This is a genomic window from Pseudomonas sp. R32, from assembly GCF_009866705.1.
GTDB classification, from domain to species: domain Bacteria; phylum Pseudomonadota; class Gammaproteobacteria; order Pseudomonadales; family Pseudomonadaceae; genus Aquipseudomonas; species Aquipseudomonas donghuensis.
In genome coordinates, this window is sequence record NZ_CP019396.1 from 4,424,773 (window position 1) to 4,446,470 (window position 21,698).

Sequence of the window (21,698 nt, forward strand, 5' to 3'; positions counted from 1 at the left end):
GCACTCTAGTAATCGGGGTTTATCGCCAGGATGACTCAAGTATTACAAATCTGTAATCCAGGTAAACCGTGCGCCCGGATGGCTTAGTATCCGCCGCTCGATGCACTTCACCGCTTGACCTTGCAGTAACTATAGGGTTGAGAATCAGCGTCTTTCACTACCAACGAGTCACCCCATGCGTCTACTGATTGTCGAGGACGAACTGCGCACTGCCGAATACCTGCAACAGGGCCTGCGCGAAAACGGTTACATCGTCGATTGCGCCCACACCGGTGCCGACGGCCTGCACCTGGCTCGCCAGCAGGCTTATGACCTGGTCATTCTCGACGTCAACCTGCCCGAGCTCGATGGTTGGACCGTACTGCAGCGCCTGCGTGCAGAATCCAGTACGCGGATCATGATGCTCACGGCCCACGGCCGGCTGGCCGACCGGGTCAAGGGCCTGGACCTGGGTGCCGACGACTACCTGCTCAAACCTTTCGAATTCCCCGAGCTGCTGGCGCGCATCCGCAGCCTGCTGCGGCGCAACGACCAGGCACTGCAACCGAATACGCTCAAGGTCGCCGACCTCGAGCTGGACCCTAGCCGCCATCGCGCCTACCGCAACGGCCAGCGCATCGACCTGACCGCCAAGGAGTTCGCCCTGCTGCACCTGCTGATGCGCCAGAGCGGTGAGGTGCTGTCGCGCACGCAGATCATTTCGCTGGTCTGGGACATGAACTTCGACTGCGACACCAACGTGGTGGAAGTGTCGATCCGCCGCCTGCGGGCGAAAATCGACGACCCGTTCGACGACAAGCTGATCCACACCCTGCGCGGCGTCGGTTATGTGCTTGAGGCTCGCGAATGAAACCTGCGCGCCTGTCGCTGCGCCTGGGCCTGAGCGTCAGCCTGATGGGCGCGGCACTGGTGCTGCTGCTCGCTTGCCTGGCGGTATTTGCCCTCGACCACGAGCTGGACAGCCGGGCACGCAAGCACCTGGCCAACAAGATGGTGCAGATCGAGCATAGCCTGACGATTGACCTGAAAGCCGCCGACCTGCGCACACCGGTGCATCCGCTGCTGGATGTGATCATGGGCCACGACAACCTGAGCCTGAGCGTGATTGCCCTGACCGGCCGCCATTCGGCCTTGCTGACCCTGGGCCCGGCCCTGGAAGCCAGCGCCTTGCTGCAGATTGAGAGCGGCCCGCAGCTAAGCTTCAGCCCGTGGCGCGATCAGGATGGCGACCATCTGCTGACCGCTTCGCGGCTGATGCGCCTGCAGGACGGCACCCTGGTGCGGGTGCTGCTGACGGTCAACCGTGCCGACGACCATGCCCTGCTCCAGGCCTATCTGGGCTCGACCCTCTGGGCCTTGCCGCTGCTGCTGTTGCTGATTGGCCTGGGCGCCTGGAAGCTGGTCCAGCGCGGTCTGCTGCCATTGCGCCGCTTTCGCCGGGTTGCCGAACAGGTCTCGGCGCAAACCCTCAGCCACCGCCTGCCGGAAGCCGGCCTGCCGCAAGAGCTGGGTGACCTGGCGGGCGGAATCAACATCATGCTCGACCGCCTGGACGACGGCGTGCAGCGGCTGTCGCAATTTTCCGACGACCTTGCCCATGAACTGCGCACCCCCATCGGCAACCTGATGGGCAAGGCCCAGGTCACCCTGACCCGCGAGCGCTCCAACGACGAGTACCGCGAAGCGCTGGAGAACAGCATCGAGGAACTGACCCGGCTGAACCGCATCATCAACGACATGCTGTTCCTCGCCCAGGTCAGCCAGCCGCAGGCGCAGGTGCCGCTCAAACCGGTGGTGCTGGCCGACGAGGTGCAGCGGGTGTGCGAACTGTTCGAATGCAATGCCGAGCAAAAGGGCATTACCTTGCATGTGCAGGGCTGGGGCACGGTGATGGGTGAGCGGTTGATGGTGCAGCGGGCGCTGTCCAACTTGCTCAGCAATGCGATCCGTCATGGCGATGAGGGGCAGCCGATCAACATTGGCATAGAACGCCGGGACGGTTCGGTGTGGGTGTCGGTGGTCAATCACGGGCCGGGCATTGCCCAGGCGCATTTGCAGCATCTGTTCGAACGCTTTTACCGCGTGGGTTCGGGGCGCTCACGCCTGGAAGGCGGGACGGGGCTGGGGCTGGCGATCGTGCGCTCGATCATGCAGGTGCATGGCGGACGGGTTGAGGTGCACAGCGAACTGCAGGGGGTGACGCGGTTCAGCCTGGTGTTTGCCGATACTACCGAATAAATGGACCTACACCCAATCGTGTGGGAGCTGGCTTGCCAGCGATGAGGCCAGTACAGGCAGCACATCCACTGCCTATTAGGCGACCGCTACGCGCTCGATCGCTGGCAAGCCAGCTCCCACAGGATTGGCGTCGAATCTGTTAGTGCCGACTGGCCGCCAGGATCAACGCCTTCATCTCTGCCACCGCCGACTTGAAGCCGACGAACAGTGCATGAGCCACCAGCGCATGGCCGATGTTCAGTTCATTGATACCCTTGATCGCCGCCACTGCCTCAACGTTGTGGTAATGCAAGCCATGACCGGCATTGACGATCAGCCCCTGGCCCAGGCCAAAGGCTACGCCATCGGCCACGCGCTTGAGCTCTTCGGCCACTTCGCCGGGGGTTTGCGCATCGGCATAACGGCCGGTGTGCAGCTCGATGGCCGGCGCACCGACACGGCGCGAGGCTTCGATCTGGCGCTCGTCGGCATCGATGAACAAGGACACTTCCGAGCCCAGGCGCGACAGGCGCTCGACTGCGGCCTTGATCCGCGCCTCCTGGCCAGCGACATCCAGGCCGCCTTCGGTGGTCAGCTCCTGACGGGTTTCCGGTACCAGGCAGATATGCGCCGGGCGAATGCGTTCGGCGAACGCCATCATTTCTTCGGTGACGCCCATTTCGAAGTTCATGCGCGTCTGCAGCACGTCCTTGAGCAGCAGCACGTCGCGCTCCTGGATGTGCCGGCGGTCTTCGCGCAGGTGCACGGTAATGCCATCGGCACCGGCCTCTTCGGCGTCCAGCGCGGCTTTCACCGGGTCCGGGTAGCGGGTGCCACGCGCCTGGCGCAGGGTCGCCACGTGGTCGATGTTCACGCCGAGCAGCATGCGGTTGCTTTGAGTCACGAAGAGGCTCTCCTGAAGATTGAGCCCCACAGCATACGACGTTGTTCAGCGCTTGCGAAACAGTTCGCGACTGACCAGCGGCCGACCGCCCAGATGCACGGCCAGGGCCTGGCGCATCAGGCGCTTGGCCGCGCTCAGGGCGCCAGGAATTTCCCAGTCGGCATCGGCCATGGCCAACAGCTCGGCACCGTTGAACAGCCCCGGCTGCAACAGGTAGACCCGCTCAAGCCCGGCATCGACCTGCAAGCGGTACAGGCCATCGACCACCAGCGGATCACCGTTGATGTCCTGATCGAGCGCAAAGGCATAGCCCAGCTCGTCCAGCAGGCGCCATTCGAACGCCCTTAGCAGTGGCTCCAACGGCCGTCCCGCCGCCAGGGCCTGCAAGGTCGCCGCATAGTGCTCGAACACCACCGGATGCGGGTCTTCAGCCGGCAGCAGGCGAATCAGCAGCTCGTTGAGGTACAACCCGCTGAACAGCGCATCGCCATGCAGCCAGGCGGCCACGCCGACGCTGTCCAGACGGCCGACGTTTTTCAGCTCGCCGCGGCCGCGAAACTCGACTTCCAGGGGGACGAAGGGGCGCACCTGGCTGCCGGCCTTGCCACGGGCACGGCGCATGACGGCGCGCAGGCGCCCTTGCGGGGTGAGGAAATCCACCAGCGCACTGGTTTCACGGTAGGCCCGGCTGTGCAGCACATAGGCCGGTTGGCCAACTGGCAGTTCCATGAGCGGCGCTTCAGAAGAGGTTCGACCCGGCAGCGGACGCTACCGGGCCTGGAGCAATCAGAGGTCGCCGTAGCCCAGCGAACGCAGGGCGCGTTCGTCGTCGGACCAGCCACCCTTGACCTTGACCCAGAGGTTGAGCATGACCTTGGCGTCGAACAGCACTTCCATGTCCTTGCGCGCCTCGGAGCCGATGCGTTTGATCCGCTCGCCCTTGTCGCCAATGATGATCTTCTTCTGGCCGTCACGCTCGACCAGGATCAGCGCATGGATGTGCAGGATCTTGCCCTGCTGCTTGAACTCTTCGATTTCCACGGTGATCTGGTATGGCAGCTCCGCGCCGAGCTGACGCATGATCTTCTCGCGCACCAGTTCGGCGGCCAGGAAGCGGCTGCTGCGGTCGGTGATCTGGTCTTCCGGGAAGAAGTGATCGTTTTCCGGCAGGTGCTTGGCGATCAGCCCTTCAAGGGCGTCGAGGTTGTGCCCCTGCTGGGCCGAAATCGGCACGATTTCAGCGTTTGGCAGTTGTTCCTGCAGCCACTGCAGGTGCGGGATCAGGTCGGCTTTCTCTTCGATCCGGTCGGTCTTGTTGATCGCCAGGATCACCGGCCCCTGCACGTACTGCACACGCTCGAGCACCAGTTGGTCTTCGTCGGTCCACTTGGTGCGGTCAACGACGAAGATCACCACGTCGACGTCCTTGAGGGCGGCCGAGGCGGTCTTGTTCATGTAGCGGTTGAGCGCCTTTTCGTTGCTCTTGTGCATGCCCGGGGTGTCGACGTAGATCGCCTGGACATCACCTTCGGTCTTGATCCCGAGCATGTTGTGGCGAGTGGTCTGCGGCTTGCGCGAGGTGATCGCGAGCTTTTGCCCGAGGATGTGGTTGAGCAGGGTCGACTTGCCCACGTTCGGGCGGCCGACAATGGCGACATAGCCGCAGCGGGTAGTGTTGGTATCAGTCATTGCCATTCTCCACGCCCAGGGCGATCAGTGCTGCGGCGGCCGCGACTTGCTCGGCGATACGCCGGCTGACGCCTTGCCCTCGGCTTTTTTCAGTCAAAAGGGTCACTTCGCATTCGACGAAAAACGTCCGGCAATGGGGTTCACCTTGAATATCCACCACTTCGTAGCGCGGCAGTTCGCAGGCCCGCGACTGCAAGAATTCCTGCAGACGGGTTTTCGGGTCCTTGTTGGTATCGACCAGGGTCAGGCTTTCGAATTCGCCTGCCAGCCATGCCAGCACCCGCTCGCGGGCGGTTTGCATGTCCGAGTCCAGGTAGATGGCGCCAATCAGCGCCTCCAGGGCATCGGCAAGAATCGACTCGCGGCGGAAACCGCCGCTTTTCAGCTCGCCCGAGCCCAGGCGCAGGTATTCGCCCAGGTCAAAGCCACGGGCCAGTACCGCCAGGGTCTCGCCCTTGACCAGACGCGCCCGCAAGCGCGACAGCTGGCCTTCGCGGGCCTGGGGGAAACGCTCGAACAGCGCTTCACCAGCGACGAAGTTGAGGATCGCATCGCCGAGAAACTCGAGGCGTTCGTTGTTACGCCCGGCAAAACTGCGGTGCGTCAGGGCCAGCAGCATCAGCTCCTGGTTCTTGAAGGTATAACCGAGCTGGCGCTCGAGGCGGCTCAAGGAAACGCTCACAGTGTACCCACGCGCAGTTCGTGGTCGAAATTCAGCCCGCGCGCCAGGGCACCAGGCTCACACTTTACAGCTCGGTACGCCGCCATCGGGGCTACCGTCGGATTTAACGCGTTGTTCAAATCAACATCCTGAAAGACTGTTTGGCTCATGCTCGCTGGCCGCGATGCTCGCTGGAATCGCGAGATCCCTGAACACAGCCTATGCCAGAAACGCATTCGGCGCTGTCCCAGGACAGCGCCGTTGTGGTGTTACTTGATCAACCCGACCCGCGACAGGTTCGGGAAGTGGCTCAGTTTAGGCTCTGGCCAGCTCATCCAGACCGCAAAGGCCTTGCCGACGATGTTCTTGTCCGGAACCATGCCGTGCAGTGCCTTGGGAATGCTCGGGTCATCCCAGTAACGGCTGTCGTTGGAGTTGTCGCGGTTGTCGCCCATCATGAAGTAATGGCCGGCCGGGACTGTCCATTGCTGGTCAGGCGGCATGCGATAGCGGCTCATTTCCTTGCGGATCAGGTGCTCGGCTTCGCCCAGTTTTTCCTTGTACAGCTCGGCGCTGCCCAGGGTCCCAGGCTCAGTGCCGACCAGTTGCTCGGCAATCGCCTGACCGTTGACGGTCAGCTTCTTGTCGCTGGTGTAGCGAATCTGGTCGCCCGGCAGGCCAACCACCCGCTTGATGTAATTGACGTTCGGATCGCTCGGGTAGCGGAACACCATGACATCGCCGCGCTGCGGGTCACCCACCTCGATGACCTTCTTGTCGATCACCGGCAGGCGAATCCCGTAGGAGAACTTGTTCACCAGGATGAAATCGCCCACTTCCAGGGTCGGCTTCATCGACCCCGAAGGGATCTGGAACGGTTCGATCAGGAACGAACGCAGCACCAGGACAATGAACAGCACCGGGAAGAACGATTTACCGTACTCGACCAGCAACGGTTCCTTGTTCAGACGCTCGACCACTGCCATTTCAGGCTGGCTGACGCTGCCCTGATAGTTGGCGATTGCCGAACGCCGGCGCGGGGCCAGGAACAGCAGATCGACCAGGGCCAACAGACCGCAGACGGCAACGGCGATGACAAGCAACAGCGGGAAATTTAGCGACATAGGACCTAACTATCCAACCTGAGCACGGCGAGGAAGGCTTCTTGTGGGATTTCCACGTTGCCGACCTGTTTCATGCGTTTCTTACCGGCCTTCTGCTTCTCCAACAGCTTGCGCTTACGGCTAACGTCGCCACCGTAGCATTTGGCCAGTACGTTCTTTCTGAGCGCCTTGACAGTGGTACGCGCAACAATCTGCCCGCCAATGGCGGCCTGGATTGCCACATCGAACATCTGCCGAGGAATCAGTTCCTTCATCTTCTCGGTCAATGCGCGGCCCTTGTAGTGCGCATTGTCGCGGTGCACGATCAGCGCCAGGGCGTCGACCTTGTCACCGTTGATCAGTACGTCAAGCTTGACCAGGTTAGCCGACTGGTAGCGGTCGAAATGGTAGTCCAGCGAAGCATAACCGCGGCTGGTGGACTTCAGACGGTCGAAGAAGTCCAGTACCACTTCGTTCATCGGCAGATCGTAGCGTACTTGCACCTGCGAACCGAGGAACTGCATGTCGCGCTGCACACCACGCTTCTCGATGCACAGGGTAATGACGTTACCCAGGTGCTCCTGCGGCACCAGGATGGTGGCCGAAACGATCGGCTCACGGAAGTCTTCGACCGAGGACACATCCGGCAGTTTCGACGGGTTGTCGACGTAGATGGTTTCGCCGGTCTTGAGCTTGACCTCGAAGATTACGCTTGGCGCGGTGGTGATCAGGTCCAGGTCGTATTCGCGCTCCAGGCGCTCCTGGATGATCTCCATGTGCAGCATGCCGAGGAAGCCGCAACGGAAGCCAAAGCCCAGGGCATCGGAGCTTTCCGGCAGGTACTGCAGCGACGAGTCGTTCAGGGTCAGTTTCTGCAATGCATCACGAAAATCTTCGAAATCATCGGAACTGACGGGGAACAGGCCGGCATAGACTTGCGGTTGAATACGTTTGAAACCGGGCAGCACCTCGACCTCGGGGGTCGTGCTCAGGGTCAGGGTGTCACCCACCGGCGCACCGTGAATGTCCTTGATGCTGGCGATGATGAAGCCTACTTCACCGGCTTTGAGGTCGGCGGTCTGGGTGTGCTTGGGGGTGAACACACCGACGCTGTCGACCAGGTGGACCTTGCCGGTGGACTTGACCAGGATCTTGTCGCCCTTCTTCACCCGGCCGTGACGGACGCGCACCAGGGAGACGACGCCCAGGTAGTTGTCGAACCAGGAGTCGATGATCAGCGCCTGCAGCGGCGCCTCGATGTCACCGGTAGGGGCTGGAATGGTGTGCACCAGGCGCTCGAGCACCTCGTCCACGCCCATGCCGCTCTTGGCGCTGCAGGCCACGGCGTCGGTGGCGTCAATGCCGATGATCTTCTCGATCTCGTCCTTGACCTTGTCCGGGTCGGCCTGGGGCAGGTCCATCTTGTTCAGCACCGGCATGACCTCAAGGCCCTGCTCGATGGCGGTATAGCAGTTGGCGACCGACTGGGCTTCTACGCCCTGGCCGGCATCGACCACCAGCAAGGCACCTTCACAGGCTGCCAGCGAGCGGCTGACTTCGTAGGTGAAGTCAACGTGGCCGGGGGTGTCGATGAAGTTCAGCTGGTAGGTTTTGCCGTCCTGCGCCTTGTAGTGCAGGGTGACGCTGTGGGCTTTGATGGTGATACCGCGCTCACGCTCCAGGTCCATGGAATCGAGTACCTGGGCTTCCATCTCACGCGCAGTCAGGCCACCGCACATCTGAATGAAGCGGTCGGCCAGGGTCGACTTGCCATGGTCAATGTGGGCGATGATGGAGAAATTGCGGATATGACTCAAATCACTCACGGATCAACACTCAAAAAGGCTGCGGGCCGGACGCCCACCGAAAAATAGCCGGGAATTGTACCTGAAGCTTGACGTTGGCGTCACGTGAACTGTGGGCACGGGAGCTGTGGGAAATGCTTGCATGCTGGCAACCTGACCCGCAAATGAGCCAGGAAAACCTGCGGGGGCCTGGGGCGGCGCCCAGCAAAAAGGGCAGCCGAGGCTGCCCTTTTTTGTTCAACCCGACTTATTCAGCCAGTTTGAAGGTGATGAAGCTGGCGCGCCCCTGACGCAGGACACGCATGGACACCGAACGGTTCTTCGGCAGTTCCTTGGCGATTTCGGTGAACTGCTTGGCCGAAAGGATCGCCTGGTTGTTCAGATGGCTGATGACATCGCCCGGACGCAGGCCGATCAGCGCCGCCGGACCTTCCTGGACTTCCTTGATGACCACGCCGCCCTTGAGTTCAAGGGCCTTCTTCTGCTCGGCGGTCAGGTCGGACACCGATACGCCCAGACGGTTGCTGCTGCGCTCGACACCGCCGTTGAGGTTGGTGCTGACTTCGGCGTCATCATCCGGCAGTGCGCCGATGGTCACATCCAGGGACTGGCGCTTGCCGTTGCGAATGATGTCCAGCTTGGCCTTGGCACCATCCTTGAGACCACCGATCAGGTGCGGCAGGTCGGCGGACATGACGATTGGCTGACCGTTCATGCTCAGGATCACGTCACCGACCTGCAGGCCACCCTTGGCCGCCGGGCCGTCTTCTAGGACCTGGGCCACCAGGGCACCGGCCGGCTTGTCGAGGCCGAAGGACTCGGCCAGGTCCTTGTTGACCTCCTGGATCACCACGCCCAGCCAGCCGCGGCTGACCTTGCCGTCTTTCTTCAACTGGTTGGAAACATCCAGCGCCACGTCGATCGGAATGGCGAAGGACAGGCCCATGAAGCCGCCGGAACGGGTGAAGATCTGCGAGTTGATACCGACCACCTCACCGTTCATGTTGAACAGCGGGCCACCAGAGTTACCCGGGTTGATCGCCACGTCGGTCTGGATGAACGGCACGTAGGTGTCGTTGGGCAGGGTACGGCCCTTGGCACTGACGATACCTTTGGTCACCGAATGATCGAAGCCGAACGGCGAACCGATGGCCAGCACCCACTCACCGACCTTGAGCTTCTCGGAATCACCCAGCTTGACGGTCGGCAGGTCCTTGCCTTCGACCTTGAGCAGGGCTACGTCGGTGCGCGGGTCGGTGCCGACCAGCTTGGCTTGCAACTCGCTGCGGTCCGACAGGCGGACGATGATTTCGTCGGCGTCGGCAACCACGTGGTTGTTGGTCAGCACATAACCGTCACTGGAGATGATGAAACCCGAACCCAGCGATTGCGCTTCGCGCTGACGGTCGCCGCGCGGCGAACGCGGGGCTTGCGGCATGTTGCGCTCGAAGAATTCGCGGAACATCGGCGGCAGGCCTTCAAGATCTGGCACCTGGCCCGCCGCGTACGTGCGGTTAGGCAGTTTCTGCTTGGTACTGATGTTCACTACCGCAGGCGACGCCTGCTCGACCAGGGTGGTGAAGTCCGGCAGGGCTTCGGCCTGGGCGGTGAGCACCTGACCGAGCATAAACACGGCGGCGAACAACGATAGGTAGGTTTTCAAGCGTGGTATTGACATACGGCTCCCGTCACAACGAGCGTGGTTAGCAGTAGGGACCTGCAGAAGCAGGAAAGGCCAGCCCCCGAAAGGACTGACCTATAGAAAAATTCTGGAGTTTTTGCAAACTGCAAAGCTTGCCAATCATGTCAGCCAAGCAATCCTCGCCTTGTCAGCCTCATTGCCTGCGCCTCATTTTTTTGCCTGGGCATCCTGGGCGCGCATGGACAGCGCAATGCGTTCGGCGGTACCGATAGGGATCTCGCCCACCACGGTGACCATCATTTCGCCCTTGGGCGTGGTCAGGCGCCGCGAGACGGCAACGGTCGGCCCCAGTTGCGTGCGGATATCAGCGGCAGTGCCTTTGTCCAGGGCTTCGACGAACACCGAGAAGCGCGCCAGGCCATCGTCGAACATCAGGCTGCTGACGGCGTTCTTGCTTTGCGGATCCTTGCGCACCGAACTGTTGATCAGTTCAAAGCCCGGGGGTAGCCAGTCCGAACGCCAACCGGTGGCAGGCTGCGCGGCCTGAGCGGTCAGTTGCGCGACCGGCTTGCAGATATCGCTGGCTTTGAGCTGATCGTCGGATGGTGCGTCACGGGTGTCCAGACGGGTGAACTGAAAGCGTTCGAGCAAACGTCCACCATCATCGAGCATCAACGACTTGAGCGGCAGCCCGGTCTGGCGATCCAGGTGCAGCTCGAAGGCATAGCGGTGTTGATCACGCGGGGTAAGGGTGACGATGACCGCTTCGCGGTCTGCCACCCTGGACTTGCCGGCGACCCCGAGGTCGTACCAGCTCATCAACCTCAAAGGGTCAAGCACTCGCGCCGCCGCTTCCGGGGTGTTGGCCACACCCGGGACCAGGGCCCCGCTTACGCACTGGGTATGGCCATCGACACGCACGACTTCCTGGGCTGAGCCGTCGAGCTGCAACAACCGCTCGCTGACCTTGCCGTCCTGGACGCGATGCCAGATGTCGTGGGTGGAGAAACTACCGTTACGCTCGTAAACGAAAGTACCCTGATAACTCTGCTGTTGCTCGGCCTGGGCCAGACGTTTGAGCCAGTCACTTGCCTGCGGCGAGGAGTTGGCGGCAAGGGCCGGCACCGTCAACCAGCCACCAAGCAGCAGCGGTATGAGAGGTAGCGCGCGCATGATCCTCCTTACTTAACGATTTTCCAGGCTGGCTGCACGTGCATACGGCAGAGCGCTCTCGGTACCCTTGAGGGCTGCTTCCTGAGCATGCTGACGCAGGTAGCCAGGCAGACGCTGGTCATGCCAGCCGGTTTGCCCTTGCAGCACGCCATTGGCCATCGGGCCCGGCTGTTCTGCATTCTCACTATAGCCTGCCAATACGGCCGGGCCTTGCGCCTGTGGCAGGCTCAGACCTTGCTGGGCCGGTTGCTGGGCAGCCAGCTGGGCACCACTGATCTCATCCTGGTTGTACAGACGAACGCCGGCCAGTACCGCGACAGTCACCGAAGCGGCGACGGCCAGGCGGCCCAGGCTGCGCCACGGGCCACGGCTGACCTTGGCAGGAGCGGCTTCATCGGCCAGGGCGGCGGATACGGCCGAGGCGATATCCAGCCGTGGCAGCACCAGCTCCTTGTGCATGGCTGCACGGGCAACCTGGTAACGCGACCAGGTAGCACGGGTTTCAGGATCGTCGACGGCATTCAATACCCGACGTAACTCCAGCTCGTCCGCTTCGTTATCCATCACCGCGGACAGCGATTCCTGCAAAGCTTCACGACTCATGGCGGTTCCTCTCTTGGCTGTCGCCGCTGTCTCAGGTTTCCTGCAACAACGGCTGCAGGGCTTTGTCTATGGCCTCCCGAGCGCGGAAGATTCGAGAGCGCACGGTACCCACCGGACACTGCATGACGCTCGCAATGTCCTCGTAACTCAGACCATCGAATTCACGTAAAGTTAACGCCGTACGCAAATCTTCTGGCAGCTGCTGGATGGTCCGATGGACGGTGCCTTCGATCTCATCTCGCAACAACGCGCGCTCGGGGGACTCCAGATCCTTGAGGCCGTGATCGCCGTCGTAAAATTCCGCATCCTCGGAACTTACATCACTGTCCGGTGGCCGCCGACCGCGGGACACCAGGTAGTTCTTTGCCGTGTTGATAGCAATACGGTACAGCCAGGTATAAAAGGCGCTGTCACCGCGAAAATTACCAAGCGCGCGGTAAGCCTTGATGAAAGCTTCTTGCGCCACATCCTGGGCTTCATGGGTGTCGTGGACAAAACGCACGATCAACCCGAGAATCTTGTGCTGATACTTCAGCACCAACAGATCGAACGCTCGCCTGTCGCCACGCTGCACGCGCTCGACAAGCTGCTGATCCTCTTCCTGGGTTAGCATGAACACTCCTCAGTGAACTCGAAGGAGCGTCGCACCCGCCACCGTTCAGGCTTGCAACCATAGACTCGGGCTTTGCGCAAAAGTTCTCCCCTCCAAGCAAGTTTCCTGCGGCCCTTGGTCGGCTCGCACGAAAAACGCAGCGCGGTCACGGCCGCCTGCGTCGATAATCGGGTCTCGAATACGCAAACAGTGCCTTCATGGGGCGCCTGTCGTGCGTCGCCGCGGCATTATGGCGTGCGGGCAGCCTTCTATGGATATCCATACATCACGGAAAGTTCCCACAAAAGGCTACCAGGACTGTGCAAGCGCCATTGGAAATCAGGGCCTTGTGACTGCTATAAAGGCAGCCGGTCCAGATTCACGATAGTTTCACAATGCCATAAGCGCCTGACTATTGTGCCGATCCCCCCCTTCAGATACTAGTGTCCTGACATGAGCCAACAATTCCAACATGATGTTCTCGTGATCGGCAGCGGTGCCGCCGGCCTCAGCCTGGCCCTGACCCTTCCCGGCCACCTGCGCGTCGCCGTGCTCAGCAAGGGCGACCTCGCCAATGGCTCGACCTTCTGGGCCCAGGGCGGCGTGGCCGCGGTACTGGACGATACCGACACGGTGCAGTCCCACGTCGAGGACACCCTCAATGCCGGCGGCGGCTTGTGCCATGAAGACGCCGTGCGCTTCACCGTTGAGCATAGCCGCGAAGCGATTCAGTGGCTGATTGACCAGGGCGTGCCCTTCACCCGTGACGAACACGCCGGCGACGAAGAAAGCGGTTTTGAATTTCATCTGACCCGCGAAGGCGGCCACAGCCATCGACGCATCATCCACGCCGCCGATGCCACGGGTGCGGCGATCTTCACTACCCTGCTGGCACAAGCACAACTGCGCCCGAACATCGAGCTGCTGGAGCAGCGGGTGGCAGTCGACCTGATCACCGAGCGGCGTCTGGGCCAGGACGGCGATCGCTGCCTGGGGGCCTATGTACTGGACCGCAATACCGGCGAAGTCGACACCTTCGGTGCCCGTTTCACCGTGCTGGCGACCGGCGGCGCGGCCAAGGTCTACCTGTACACCAGCAACCCCGACGGTGCCTGCGGCGATGGCATTGCCATGGCCTGGCGCGCCGGTTGCCGGGTGGCCAACCTTGAATTCAATCAATTCCACCCGACCTGCCTGTATCACCCGCAGGCCAAGAGCTTTTTGATCACCGAGGCCCTGCGTGGTGAAGGCGGCCTGCTCACGTTGCCCAACGGCGAGCGGTTCATGCCGCGCTTCGACCCCCGTGAAGAACTGGCCCCGCGCGATATCGTCGCCCGCGCCATCGACCATGAAATGAAGCGCCTGGGGGTGGACTGCGTCTACCTGGACATCAGCCACAAACCGGCCGAGTTCGTCAAAAGCCACTTCCCCACCGTTTACGAGCGCTGCCTGACCTTCGGCATCGACATCACCCGCCAGCCGATCCCGGTGGTGCCGGCCGCCCATTACACCTGCGGCGGGGTGATGGTCGACGAACAAGGCCTGACCGACGTGCCGGGCCTGTACGCCATCGGCGAAACCAGCTTCACCGGCCTGCACGGCGCCAACCGCATGGCCAGCAACTCGCTGCTCGAATGCTTCGTTTACGGGCGCTCGGCCGCCAACGACATCGTCGCCCGCCTGGACCAGGTCGAGATGCCGCAGGCGCTGCCGTGCTGGGACGCAAGCCAGGTAACCGACTCGGACGAAGACGTGATCATCGCCCACAACTGGGACGAACTGCGGCGCTTCATGTGGGACTACGTGGGCATCGTGCGCACCAACAAGCGCCTGCAGCGTGCCGAACACCGAGTGCGCCTGCTGCTCGACGAAATCGACGAGTTCTACAGCAACTACAAGGTCAGCCGCGACCTGATCGAGCTGCGCAACCTGGCCCAGGTTGCCGAGCTGATGATTCGCTCAGCCATGCAGCGCAAGGAAAGCCGTGGCCTGCACTACACCCTGGATTACCCGGGCATGCTCAGTGAGGCCCATGACACTATCCTGCAGCCGCCCACCTACGCCGACTGAACTTCAGGCGCAAACGCAGGCGCCGGTGCTGCACCGGCTCCAGCGCGTCAAAGGCGATGCACTGGCCTTCGGTTAAACGCCGCCCGACCCTGCGAAAGCGCAGCACCACCCACCCGGGCAAGGCCAGGCTGTCGGGCTTGAGCTGCACCGCCTGCCAGCCCTGGGCGCGGCTGAACAACTGCCAGCCGTGAGCATCGCGACGCAGTGCGGTAATGGCCTGGGGGTGGGTCAGCAGAATGCGCCGGGGAATAGTCCACAGCGCGTGTAACAGGCACAGGGCAATGGCTACCAGGCGCAACCACAGTGGCACATGCAGCAGGCCAAGCGCCAACAGGGCTAGCAGCAGACTGGCGAGGTAAGCCGCCAGCAGAACCCTTGAGCCCTGCCAGCGACATTCGAAGCGCTCACTTGGGCTGGACACGGTCCAGGATGATGCGAACCATGCGTTGCAGCTCCGGGTCTTCGGACTCGCTGCGCTCCATGAACCAGCCGAACATGTCCTGGTCTTCGCAGCTCAGCAGGCGCTTGTACAACTCACGATCGGCCTCGCTCAGGGTTGGGTAGACCTCCGCGCTGAACGGGACCAGCAATACATCGAGCTCAAGCATGCCGCGGCGGCTGTGCCAAAAGAGCCGGTTGAGTTCAGATTGTTCGACCATGAAGCCCTCCTAAAATAGGCCGCCAGTATACAGAGCCCGCGCCCGAGGGACACGCGACGTTGGTCCGGACATGTGAGCAAATAATGACAGAGGCCTGCACTCAACTACCTATTTTGCCGACAGCGCTCTATCATGGGCCCCAGTCCTATCACCTTGCGATAAACCATGGCCGACTCCGCTTTTTACTGCACCCTTTCCCACGAAGGCGTTCTCGCCGTCCGCGGCTCGGACGCCGGCAAGTTCCTGCAAGGCCAATTGACCTGCAATATCAGTTACCTCAACGACCATACCGCCAGCCTCGGCGCCCGCTGCATGGTCAAAGGCCGCATGCAGTCGAGCTTTCGCATCCTTGCCGAGGGTGATGGCTACCTGCTGGCGATGACCCGCGAACTGCTCGAGCCGCAACTGGCCGACCTCAAGAAGTACGCGGTGTTCTCCAAGGCCAAGCTGACCGACGACAGTGCCGCCTGGGTGCGCTTCGGCCTGCACGACGGTGAAGCTGCCCTGCAAGCCCTGGGCCTGGAAGTGCCGACGCAGACCGACGCCGTCAGTCGTCACAACGGCCTGATCGCCATCGCGGTATCGGCCGCTCGTGTCGAGTTGTGGGTACCTGCCGAGCAGGCCGAAGCGGTGCAAGCCCAACTGGCCGCCAAGCTTGCCAACGCCGACCTCAACGACTGGCTGCTCGGCCAGATCCGTGCCGGCATTGGCCAGGTCATGCCGCAAACCCGCGAACTGTTCATCCCGCAGATGATCAACCTGCAAGCCGTTGGTGGCGTCAGCTTCAAGAAAGGCTGCTATACCGGCCAGGAAATCGTCGCGCGCATGCAGTACCTGGGCAAGCTCAAGCGCCGCCAGTACCGCCTGGCCCTGGCCGAGGGCAGCCTGCCGGAGCCCGGGACCGAAGTGTTCTCGCCAACCCATAACTCCTCTGTCGGTGAAGTGGTGCTGGCCGCCCGCAGCGAGCAGGGCAGCGAACTGCTGGCCGTGCTGAGCGCCGATGCCGTGCAAGACGACAACCTGCACCTGGGCAGCCCCGAAGGCCCGCGCCTGGCGCTGCTGACGCTCCCTTACGAACTGGATCGCGATCGCGAAATCCAGCGCTGAGCCTGCTCCCGCCCTTTATGGGTGGGGCACTCCTCAATTGCGGTAGAGAATCACCATGAACAAGATGGCCGAGATGATCCAGGCCCACCTGCTGAGCGCCATCGACAACGATGACCTGGTGCTGCCAACCCTACCGGAAGTGGCCTTGAGCATTCGCGAAGCCGCCGAAGACAGCGAGATCAGCGTCAGCACCCTGAGCAAGGTGATCGGCCGCGATGCGGCGCTCTCGGCGCGCCTGATCAAGGTGGTCAACAGCCCCTTGCTGCGCGCCGCCACCGAGGTCACCGACCTGCACACGGCCATCACCCGCCTGGGCATCAACTACAGCTGCAACCTGGCGATCGGCCTGGTGATCGAACAGATCTTCCACGCCCGCTCCGATGTCGTTGAACAAAAAATGCGCGAGATCTGGGCGAAAAGCCTGGAAGTAGCCGGCATCAGCTATGAACTGTGCTTGCGCTTCACCCAGCTCAAGCCGGACCAGGCGGCACTGGCCGGGCTGGTTCACCAGATTGGTGTATTGCCGATCCTGCTGTATGCCGAAGAGCACAACGAGCTGCTTTCCGACCCGGTCAGCCTGAACTATGTGATCGAGCAGATCCATCCGGCACTGGGCGACAAGATCCTCAGCGTGTGGGAGTTCCCCGAGCAACTGGTGCACCTGCCCGGGTTGATCCAGGACCTGGACCGCGGCACCGACAAGGTCGATTACGTCGATATCGTGCAGATCGCCCAGGTGCTCAGCAGCAACAGCAAGGAACGACCACTGGCCGCCCTGCCCGCCTACCGCCATCTGCGCCTGCCCACCGGCACCGAGTTGCAGGCCAGCGACCTGCTCGACGCCAAGGCGATGTTCCGCTAGTCGGCGCTGAAGCTGACCCGCACCTTCAAGCCACCACGCTCGCCATCATGCAGGCTGATCTGCGCCAAATGCGCGCGGCAGATCTCGCCGACAATCGCCAGGCCCAGGCCGGTACCCTGGGCACTGCGCCGGTAGAAACGCTCGAAGACTTTTTCCCGCTCGTGCTCAGGAATGCCCGGGCCGTCGTCTTCAACCTCAAGAATGCCGGGGGCGCTGACCCGCAGGATCACATTGCCGCCCTTGGGTGTATGGGCCAGGGCATTGTCGACCAGGTTGCTGAGCAGCTCGTTGAGCAGCGTTGGCTCGCCGCGCACCCACACCGGCACCTCGGCCTCCAGCGCCAGGGCCACGCCACGGGCATGGGCCAGCGGCGCCATGGCCATGCCCAGTTCACGGGCCAGCTGGCTGAGGTCCAGGCGTTGCGCGCCGCCCTCGGCAATCGCCCGCGCGCCGTTCTCGACCCGCGCCAGCGATAGCAACTGGTTGGCCAGATGGGTCAGGCGATCGGTGCCTTGCGCAGCGGACTCCAGGGTTTCGCGCCAGACCTGCGGCTCATTCGAGCGCAAACCCAATTCGACCCGTGCCTTGAGTGCCGCCAGGGGCGTGCGCAGCTCATGGGCGGCTTCGGCAATGAACTGCGCCTGCCGCTCGAACTGACCGCGCAGGCGTTCGGTAAAGTGGTTCAGCGCGCGTACCAACGGGCTCAGTTCGCGCTGCACCTGAACCACCGGCAAGGCCCGCAAGTCATCGGGCTGACGTTCTTCCACGGCACTGCGCAAGCGCTCCAGCGGGCGCAGGGCAGCGCTGACGGCAAACCACACCAGCATCAGAGCGCCAAGGGCGAGCATGCCCAAGCGCAGCAACGTATCGGCCATCAGGCTGCGGGCCATGCGCACCCGCGCTTCTTCGGTTTCGGCCACGCGGATTTCGGCCATGCCGTTCATGTTCGGCTCGCTGACCGCCTTGAGCAGGCTGACCACACGCACGTCCTGGCCCAGGTAGCGGGCGTTGTAGAAGCGTGCCAGGGCCGGGTAGTCGTCAGTGCGCGGGGTATTGGGCGGCGGTGCCGGCAGGTTTTCGTAGCCTGAGATCAAGCGCTGATGAATATCGTTGACCTGGTAGTAGATGCGCCCGGCGCTGTCGTAGGCGAAGGTGTCCAGGGCCACATAAGGCACATCGGCGCTGAGGGTGCCGTCGCGCTGCGACAGGCCGGCGGCAATGGTCCGCGCCGAGGCCAGCAAGGTACGGTCGTAGGCGGTATCGGCGGCTTCGCGACCGTTCCAGTAGGCGCTCAGGCCGCTGGCCAGCATCAGCACCACCAGCAGGATCGCCAGGTTCCACAGCAGCCGCCCGCGCAGGCTGCCGCTGTCACGCATCTTTATGCTCGAGCAGGTAGCCGAGCCCCCTGAAGGTAACGATGGCCACAGGATGGCCATCGAGCTTCTTGCGCAGGCGGTGCACGTAGATTTCGATGGCGTCGGCGCTGGCTTCTTCATCCAGGCCGAACACCTGGGCGGCCAGTTGCTCCTTGCTCATCACCCGCCCGGGCCGGGCGATCAGCGCTTCGAGCACGGCCTGCTCGCGGGAGGTCAGGGTCAGCAGCTCTTCGCCGAGGGTGAAACGCCGGGTATCGAGGTCATAGACCAGCGGCCCGCAGCGCTGCTGGCGCTCGCCACCGAGGACGCTGCGGCGCAACAGGGCCTTGACCCGCGCTTCCAGCTCGGTCAGTTCGAAGGGTTTGGCCAGGTAATCGTCGGCGCCCAGGTTCAGGCCATGGACCCGGTCCTTGACGTCGCTGCGCGCGGTCAGCATCAGCACCGGCACGGTTTTGCCGCGGGCGCGCAGGCGCGCCAGCACCTCGAAACCGTCCATGCGCGGCAGGCCGACATCGAGCACCGCCACGGCGTATTCCTCGCTGGCCAGGGCCAGGTCGGCGGCCACGCCATCATGCAGCACATCCACGGTCAGACCGGTGCTTTTCAGGGCCTGGGCCACGCTTTCGGCCAGTTGCAGATGGTCTTCGACGAGCAGCACACGCATCGATCTCTCCCCTTTGCGTCGCGTTCAATGGCGCGGAGTGTACAGCCGACAGCCCGCCTGTGAAGCCTTCGCAGCAATCAAAAGCTGCTGAAAGGTTAGCGAAAGGTTCACGTCCTAGCATCCTCTCACGGCTCACTCTGCTTGCCGTAAAACCGGACCCAAGGTCCGAACTAATAAGAACAATAACGGAGTCACTCCACGATGCTGTCCATGCAGCCGCAGGCGTACGCGCCTACCCGACGCCCTTCCCGCCAGACCGCAGTTGCCAGCGCCCTCGCCCTTGCCGGCGTCGCCCCGTTGAGCCAGGCCGCCTTCTTCGATGACAGCAAGGCGAGCTTCGAAACCCGTAACATGTACTTCAACCGCGACTTTCGCGACGGTACCAGCGCCCAGCAGTCCAAACGGGACGAGTGGGCCCAGGGCTTCATGCTCAACTTCGAGTCAGGTTATACCGAAGGTACTGTAGGCTTTGGCCTTGATGCCCTGGGGATGCTTGGTATCAAGCTCGACTCCAGCCCCGACCGCACCGGCACCGGCCTGCTGCCGACCCATGACGATGGCCGCGCCGCCGACGAGTACTCCAAGCTCGGCCTGACCGGCAAGGTGAAACTCTCCGAGACCGAATTGAAGGTCGGCACCCTGATCCCGGAACTGCCGACCCTGCAGCCCAACGACGGGCGCATCCTGCCGCAGACCTTCGAGGGTGGCCTGCTGACCTCGGGCGAGATCAAGAACCTTACCTTCACCGGCGGGCGCCTGGAAAAAGCCCGCGACCGCGACAGTACCAACAACGAAGATATCGCCCTCAACAACAAGAACAGCCGCTTTCTCGGCACCGTCGCCGGTAACCATTTCGACATGGCCGGCCTGGACTACAAGTTCACTGACAAGATCACCGGCAGCTACCACTGGGCCCAGCTCGATGACGTCTACCGTCAGCACTTCGTCGGCATGATCGCCTCCCAGCCCTGGGGCCCGGGCACCTTCGGCGCCGACCTGCGCATGGCCTTCAGCGACGACCAGGGCCAGGCCCGCGGCGGCAACATCGACAACACCGCGCTCAACGGCATGCTCAGCTACGGCCTCAATGGCCACAAGCTCAGCGCCGGCTACCAGCACCTGTCCGGCGACACCGCCTTCCCCTATGTCGATGGCGCCGACCCGTACCTGGTCAACTTCGTGCAGATCAACGACTTTGCCGGCGCCGACGAGCGCTCCTGGCAGGCTCGTTACGACTATGACTTCACCAAGCTGGGCATCCCCGGCCTGACCTTCATGACCCGCTACATCAGCGGCGATAATGTCAGCCTGGCCGATGGCGGTGAGGGCAAGGAGTGGGAACGCAACACCGAGTTCAAGTACGTGGTGCAAAGTGGCGCCCTGAAAAACGTCGCCGTGCGCCTGCGCAACGCCACCTTCCGTTCCAACTTCGCCCGCGATGCCGACGAAGTGCGACTGCTGGTGAGTTACAGCCTTGCGCTGTGGTAATCCCCGACAACAATAATGCTCACGGAGATAGACGATGACTTTTTCACTGCGCCGTATTGCCCTCGCCACCGGTTGCCTGCTGCTTGCCGGTAACGTCCTGGCCGCAGAACCGAAACGCCCCGAATGCATCGCCCCGGCCTCGCCCGGCGGTGGCTTCGACCTGACCTGCAAGCTGGTGCAAAGCGCCCTGATCAACGAGAAGATCCTCAGCAAGCCGATGCGCGTCACCTACATGCCCGGTGGTGTCGGCGCGGTGGCCTATAACGCTGTGGTCGCCCAGCGTCCGGCCGATGCCGGCACCCTGGTGGCCTGGTCCAGTGGTTCGCTGCTGAACCTGGCACAAGGCAAGTTCGGCCGCTTCGACGAGAACGCCGTGCGCTGGCTGGCGGCGGTGGGCACCAGTTACGGTGCCATCGCAGTGAAAAGCGATTCGCCCTACAAGACCCTCGACGATCTGGTCGCAGCCCTGAAAAAAGACCCGAGCAAGGTGGTGATCGGCTCCGGCGGTACCGTCGGCAGCCAGGACTGGATGCAGACCGCGCTGATCGCCAAGGCCGCCGGGATCAACCCGCGCGACCTGCGCTATGTAGCCCTGGAAGGCGGCGGCGAAATCGCCACGGCGCTGCTCGGCGGCCATATTCAGGTCGGCAGTACCGATATCTCCGACTCCATGCCGCACATCCAGAGCGGAGACATGCGCCTGCTCGCGGTGTTTGCCGAAACCCGCCTGGACGAGCCGGAAATGAAGAACATCCCCACCGCCAAGGAACAGGGCTATGACATCGTCTGGCCGGTGGTGCGCGGTTTCTACCTCGGGCCGAAAGTGACCGATGAAGAGTACGACTGGTGGAAAGCCTCGTTCGACAAGCTGCTGGCCTCGGAAGAGTTCGCCAAGCTGCGCGACCAGCGCGAGCTGTTCCCTTTCGCCATGACCGGCGCCGAGCTGGACACCTACGTGAAGAAACAGGTGGCTGACTACAAGGCCCTGGCCAAGGAATTTGGCTTGATTCAGTAAGCCTCTCCCCTTTCGAACGCATCGCGGGGCAAGCCCGCTCCCACAGACGCAGCGTTGACCTGTGGGAG

General features: G+C 62.6%; 21 protein-coding genes. 7 read left to right on the top strand and 14 right to left on the bottom strand.

The features are described 5' to 3' along the window. Positions 1-175 precede the first annotated feature (175 nt). Both PspR32_RS20410 and PspR32_RS20415 read left to right on the top strand, forming a co-directional pair. The gene (locus tag PspR32_RS20410) at positions 176-850 is read left to right on the top strand and encodes a heavy metal response regulator transcription factor (RefSeq protein WP_010220982.1); all 675 of its coding nucleotides are present in this window, start codon (positions 176-178) and stop codon (positions 848-850) included. Continuing rightward, complete coding sequence (locus PspR32_RS20415; RefSeq protein WP_010220981.1) at positions 847-2,238, top strand: heavy metal sensor histidine kinase; 1,392 nt, start codon at positions 847-849, stop codon at positions 2,236-2,238. The genes PspR32_RS20410 and PspR32_RS20415 overlap by 4 nt, the downstream gene beginning before the upstream one ends. 139 nt (positions 2,239-2,377) lie before the next feature. On the opposite strand, the gene pdxJ is transcribed toward PspR32_RS20415, so the two are convergent. The 10 genes from pdxJ to rpoE all read right to left on the bottom strand — a co-directional run bounded on the left by pdxJ (position 2,378) and on the right by rpoE (position 12,410). Then, a complete protein-coding gene (gene pdxJ / locus PspR32_RS20420) occupies positions 2,378-3,103 on the bottom strand; it encodes a pyridoxine 5'-phosphate synthase (protein ID WP_249684443.1) in 726 nt (241 codons plus the stop codon). Positions 3,104-3,166: 63 nt separating this feature from the next. Next, positions 3,167-3,850, bottom strand: coding sequence for a DNA repair protein RecO (gene recO, locus PspR32_RS20425; protein WP_010220979.1), 684 nt, complete (start codon positions 3,848-3,850; stop codon positions 3,167-3,169). A 57-nt stretch (positions 3,851-3,907) separates the two neighbouring features. Beyond that, on the bottom strand, positions 3,908-4,810 hold the full coding sequence (era, locus tag PspR32_RS20430; RefSeq protein WP_010220978.1) for a GTPase Era: 903 nt from the start codon (positions 4,808-4,810) through the stop codon (positions 3,908-3,910). After that, positions 4,803-5,492: a ribonuclease III gene (gene rnc, locus PspR32_RS20435; RefSeq protein ID WP_010220977.1), complete on the bottom strand. Its 690-nt coding sequence runs from the start codon at positions 5,490-5,492 to the stop codon at positions 4,803-4,805. The genes era and rnc overlap by 8 nt, the downstream gene beginning before the upstream one ends. Positions 5,493-5,740: 248 nt before the next feature. Further along, positions 5,741-6,595 carry a signal peptidase I gene (lepB, locus tag PspR32_RS20440; RefSeq protein ID WP_010220976.1) on the bottom strand — a complete coding sequence of 285 codons (855 nt, stop codon included), beginning with the start codon at positions 6,593-6,595 and terminating at the stop codon, positions 5,741-5,743. 5 nt (positions 6,596-6,600) lie between these two features. Continuing rightward, positions 6,601-8,400: a translation elongation factor 4 gene (gene lepA, locus PspR32_RS20445; protein ID WP_045197631.1), complete on the bottom strand. Its 1,800-nt coding sequence runs from the start codon at positions 8,398-8,400 to the stop codon at positions 6,601-6,603. Positions 8,401-8,626: 226 nt separating this feature from the next. Continuing rightward, complete coding sequence (locus PspR32_RS20450; RefSeq protein ID WP_162835468.1) at positions 8,627-10,006, bottom strand: DegQ family serine endoprotease; 1,380 nt, start codon at positions 10,004-10,006, stop codon at positions 8,627-8,629. A 222-nt stretch (positions 10,007-10,228) separates the two neighbouring features. After that, a complete protein-coding gene (locus PspR32_RS20455) occupies positions 10,229-11,194 on the bottom strand; it encodes a MucB/RseB C-terminal domain-containing protein (protein ID WP_010220973.1) in 966 nt (321 codons plus the stop codon). 12 nt (positions 11,195-11,206) lie between these two features. Beyond that, the gene (locus tag PspR32_RS20460; RefSeq protein ID WP_010220972.1) at positions 11,207-11,797 is read right to left on the bottom strand and encodes an RseA family anti-sigma factor; all 591 of its coding nucleotides are present in this window, start codon (positions 11,795-11,797) and stop codon (positions 11,207-11,209) included. Between the two features lie 31 nt (positions 11,798-11,828). Then, positions 11,829-12,410: an RNA polymerase sigma factor RpoE gene (rpoE, locus tag PspR32_RS20465; RefSeq protein WP_010220971.1), complete on the bottom strand. Its 582-nt coding sequence runs from the start codon at positions 12,408-12,410 to the stop codon at positions 11,829-11,831. A 432-nt stretch (positions 12,411-12,842) separates the two neighbouring features. Here rpoE and nadB point away from each other — a divergent pair, with 432 nt between their 5' ends. Then, the gene (nadB, locus tag PspR32_RS20470; RefSeq protein ID WP_010220970.1) at positions 12,843-14,459 is read left to right on the top strand and encodes an L-aspartate oxidase; all 1,617 of its coding nucleotides are present in this window, start codon (positions 12,843-12,845) and stop codon (positions 14,457-14,459) included. Here the strand turns inward: nadB and PspR32_RS20475 are convergent. Together PspR32_RS20475 and PspR32_RS20480 are read right to left on the bottom strand one after the other, a co-directional pair. Beyond that, complete coding sequence (locus tag PspR32_RS20475; RefSeq protein ID WP_159389089.1) at positions 14,428-14,880, bottom strand: protein YgfX; 453 nt, start codon at positions 14,878-14,880, stop codon at positions 14,428-14,430. The two genes, nadB and PspR32_RS20475, sit on opposite strands and share 32 nt — an antisense overlap. Next, on the bottom strand, positions 14,864-15,118 hold the full coding sequence (locus tag PspR32_RS20480) for an FAD assembly factor SdhE (protein WP_010220968.1): 255 nt from the start codon (positions 15,116-15,118) through the stop codon (positions 14,864-14,866). Before PspR32_RS20480 ends, PspR32_RS20475 begins: the two co-directional genes overlap by 17 nt. A 165-nt stretch (positions 15,119-15,283) precedes the next feature. Between PspR32_RS20480 and ygfZ the strand changes: the two genes are divergently transcribed. Both ygfZ and PspR32_RS20490 read left to right on the top strand, forming a co-directional pair. Further along, on the top strand, positions 15,284-16,225 hold the full coding sequence (gene ygfZ / locus PspR32_RS20485) for a CAF17-like 4Fe-4S cluster assembly/insertion protein YgfZ (protein WP_159389090.1): 942 nt from the start codon (positions 15,284-15,286) through the stop codon (positions 16,223-16,225). A 55-nt stretch (positions 16,226-16,280) separates the two neighbouring features. Then, on the top strand, positions 16,281-17,087 hold the full coding sequence (locus PspR32_RS20490; protein WP_010220966.1) for an HDOD domain-containing protein: 807 nt from the start codon (positions 16,281-16,283) through the stop codon (positions 17,085-17,087). Here PspR32_RS20490 and PspR32_RS20495 read toward each other — a convergent pair. Then, positions 17,084-18,463, bottom strand: a complete 1,380-nt coding sequence (locus PspR32_RS20495) for a sensor histidine kinase (RefSeq protein ID WP_010220965.1) — start codon at positions 18,461-18,463, stop codon at positions 17,084-17,086. The two genes, PspR32_RS20490 and PspR32_RS20495, sit on opposite strands and share 4 nt — an antisense overlap. After that, the gene (locus tag PspR32_RS20500; RefSeq protein ID WP_010220964.1) at positions 18,456-19,127 is read right to left on the bottom strand and encodes a response regulator; all 672 of its coding nucleotides are present in this window, start codon (positions 19,125-19,127) and stop codon (positions 18,456-18,458) included. Before PspR32_RS20500 ends, PspR32_RS20495 begins: the two co-directional genes overlap by 8 nt. Before the next feature lie 201 nt (positions 19,128-19,328). Here PspR32_RS20500 and PspR32_RS20505 point away from each other — a divergent pair, with 201 nt between their 5' ends. Together PspR32_RS20505 and PspR32_RS20510 are read left to right on the top strand one after the other, a co-directional pair. After that, complete coding sequence (locus PspR32_RS20505; RefSeq protein WP_010220963.1) at positions 19,329-20,615, top strand: OprD family porin; 1,287 nt, start codon at positions 19,329-19,331, stop codon at positions 20,613-20,615. A 34-nt stretch (positions 20,616-20,649) separates the two neighbouring features. After that, complete coding sequence (locus PspR32_RS20510) at positions 20,650-21,630, top strand: Bug family tripartite tricarboxylate transporter substrate binding protein (RefSeq protein ID WP_036996685.1); 981 nt, start codon at positions 20,650-20,652, stop codon at positions 21,628-21,630. The last annotated feature ends 68 nt before the right edge of the window (positions 21,631-21,698 follow it).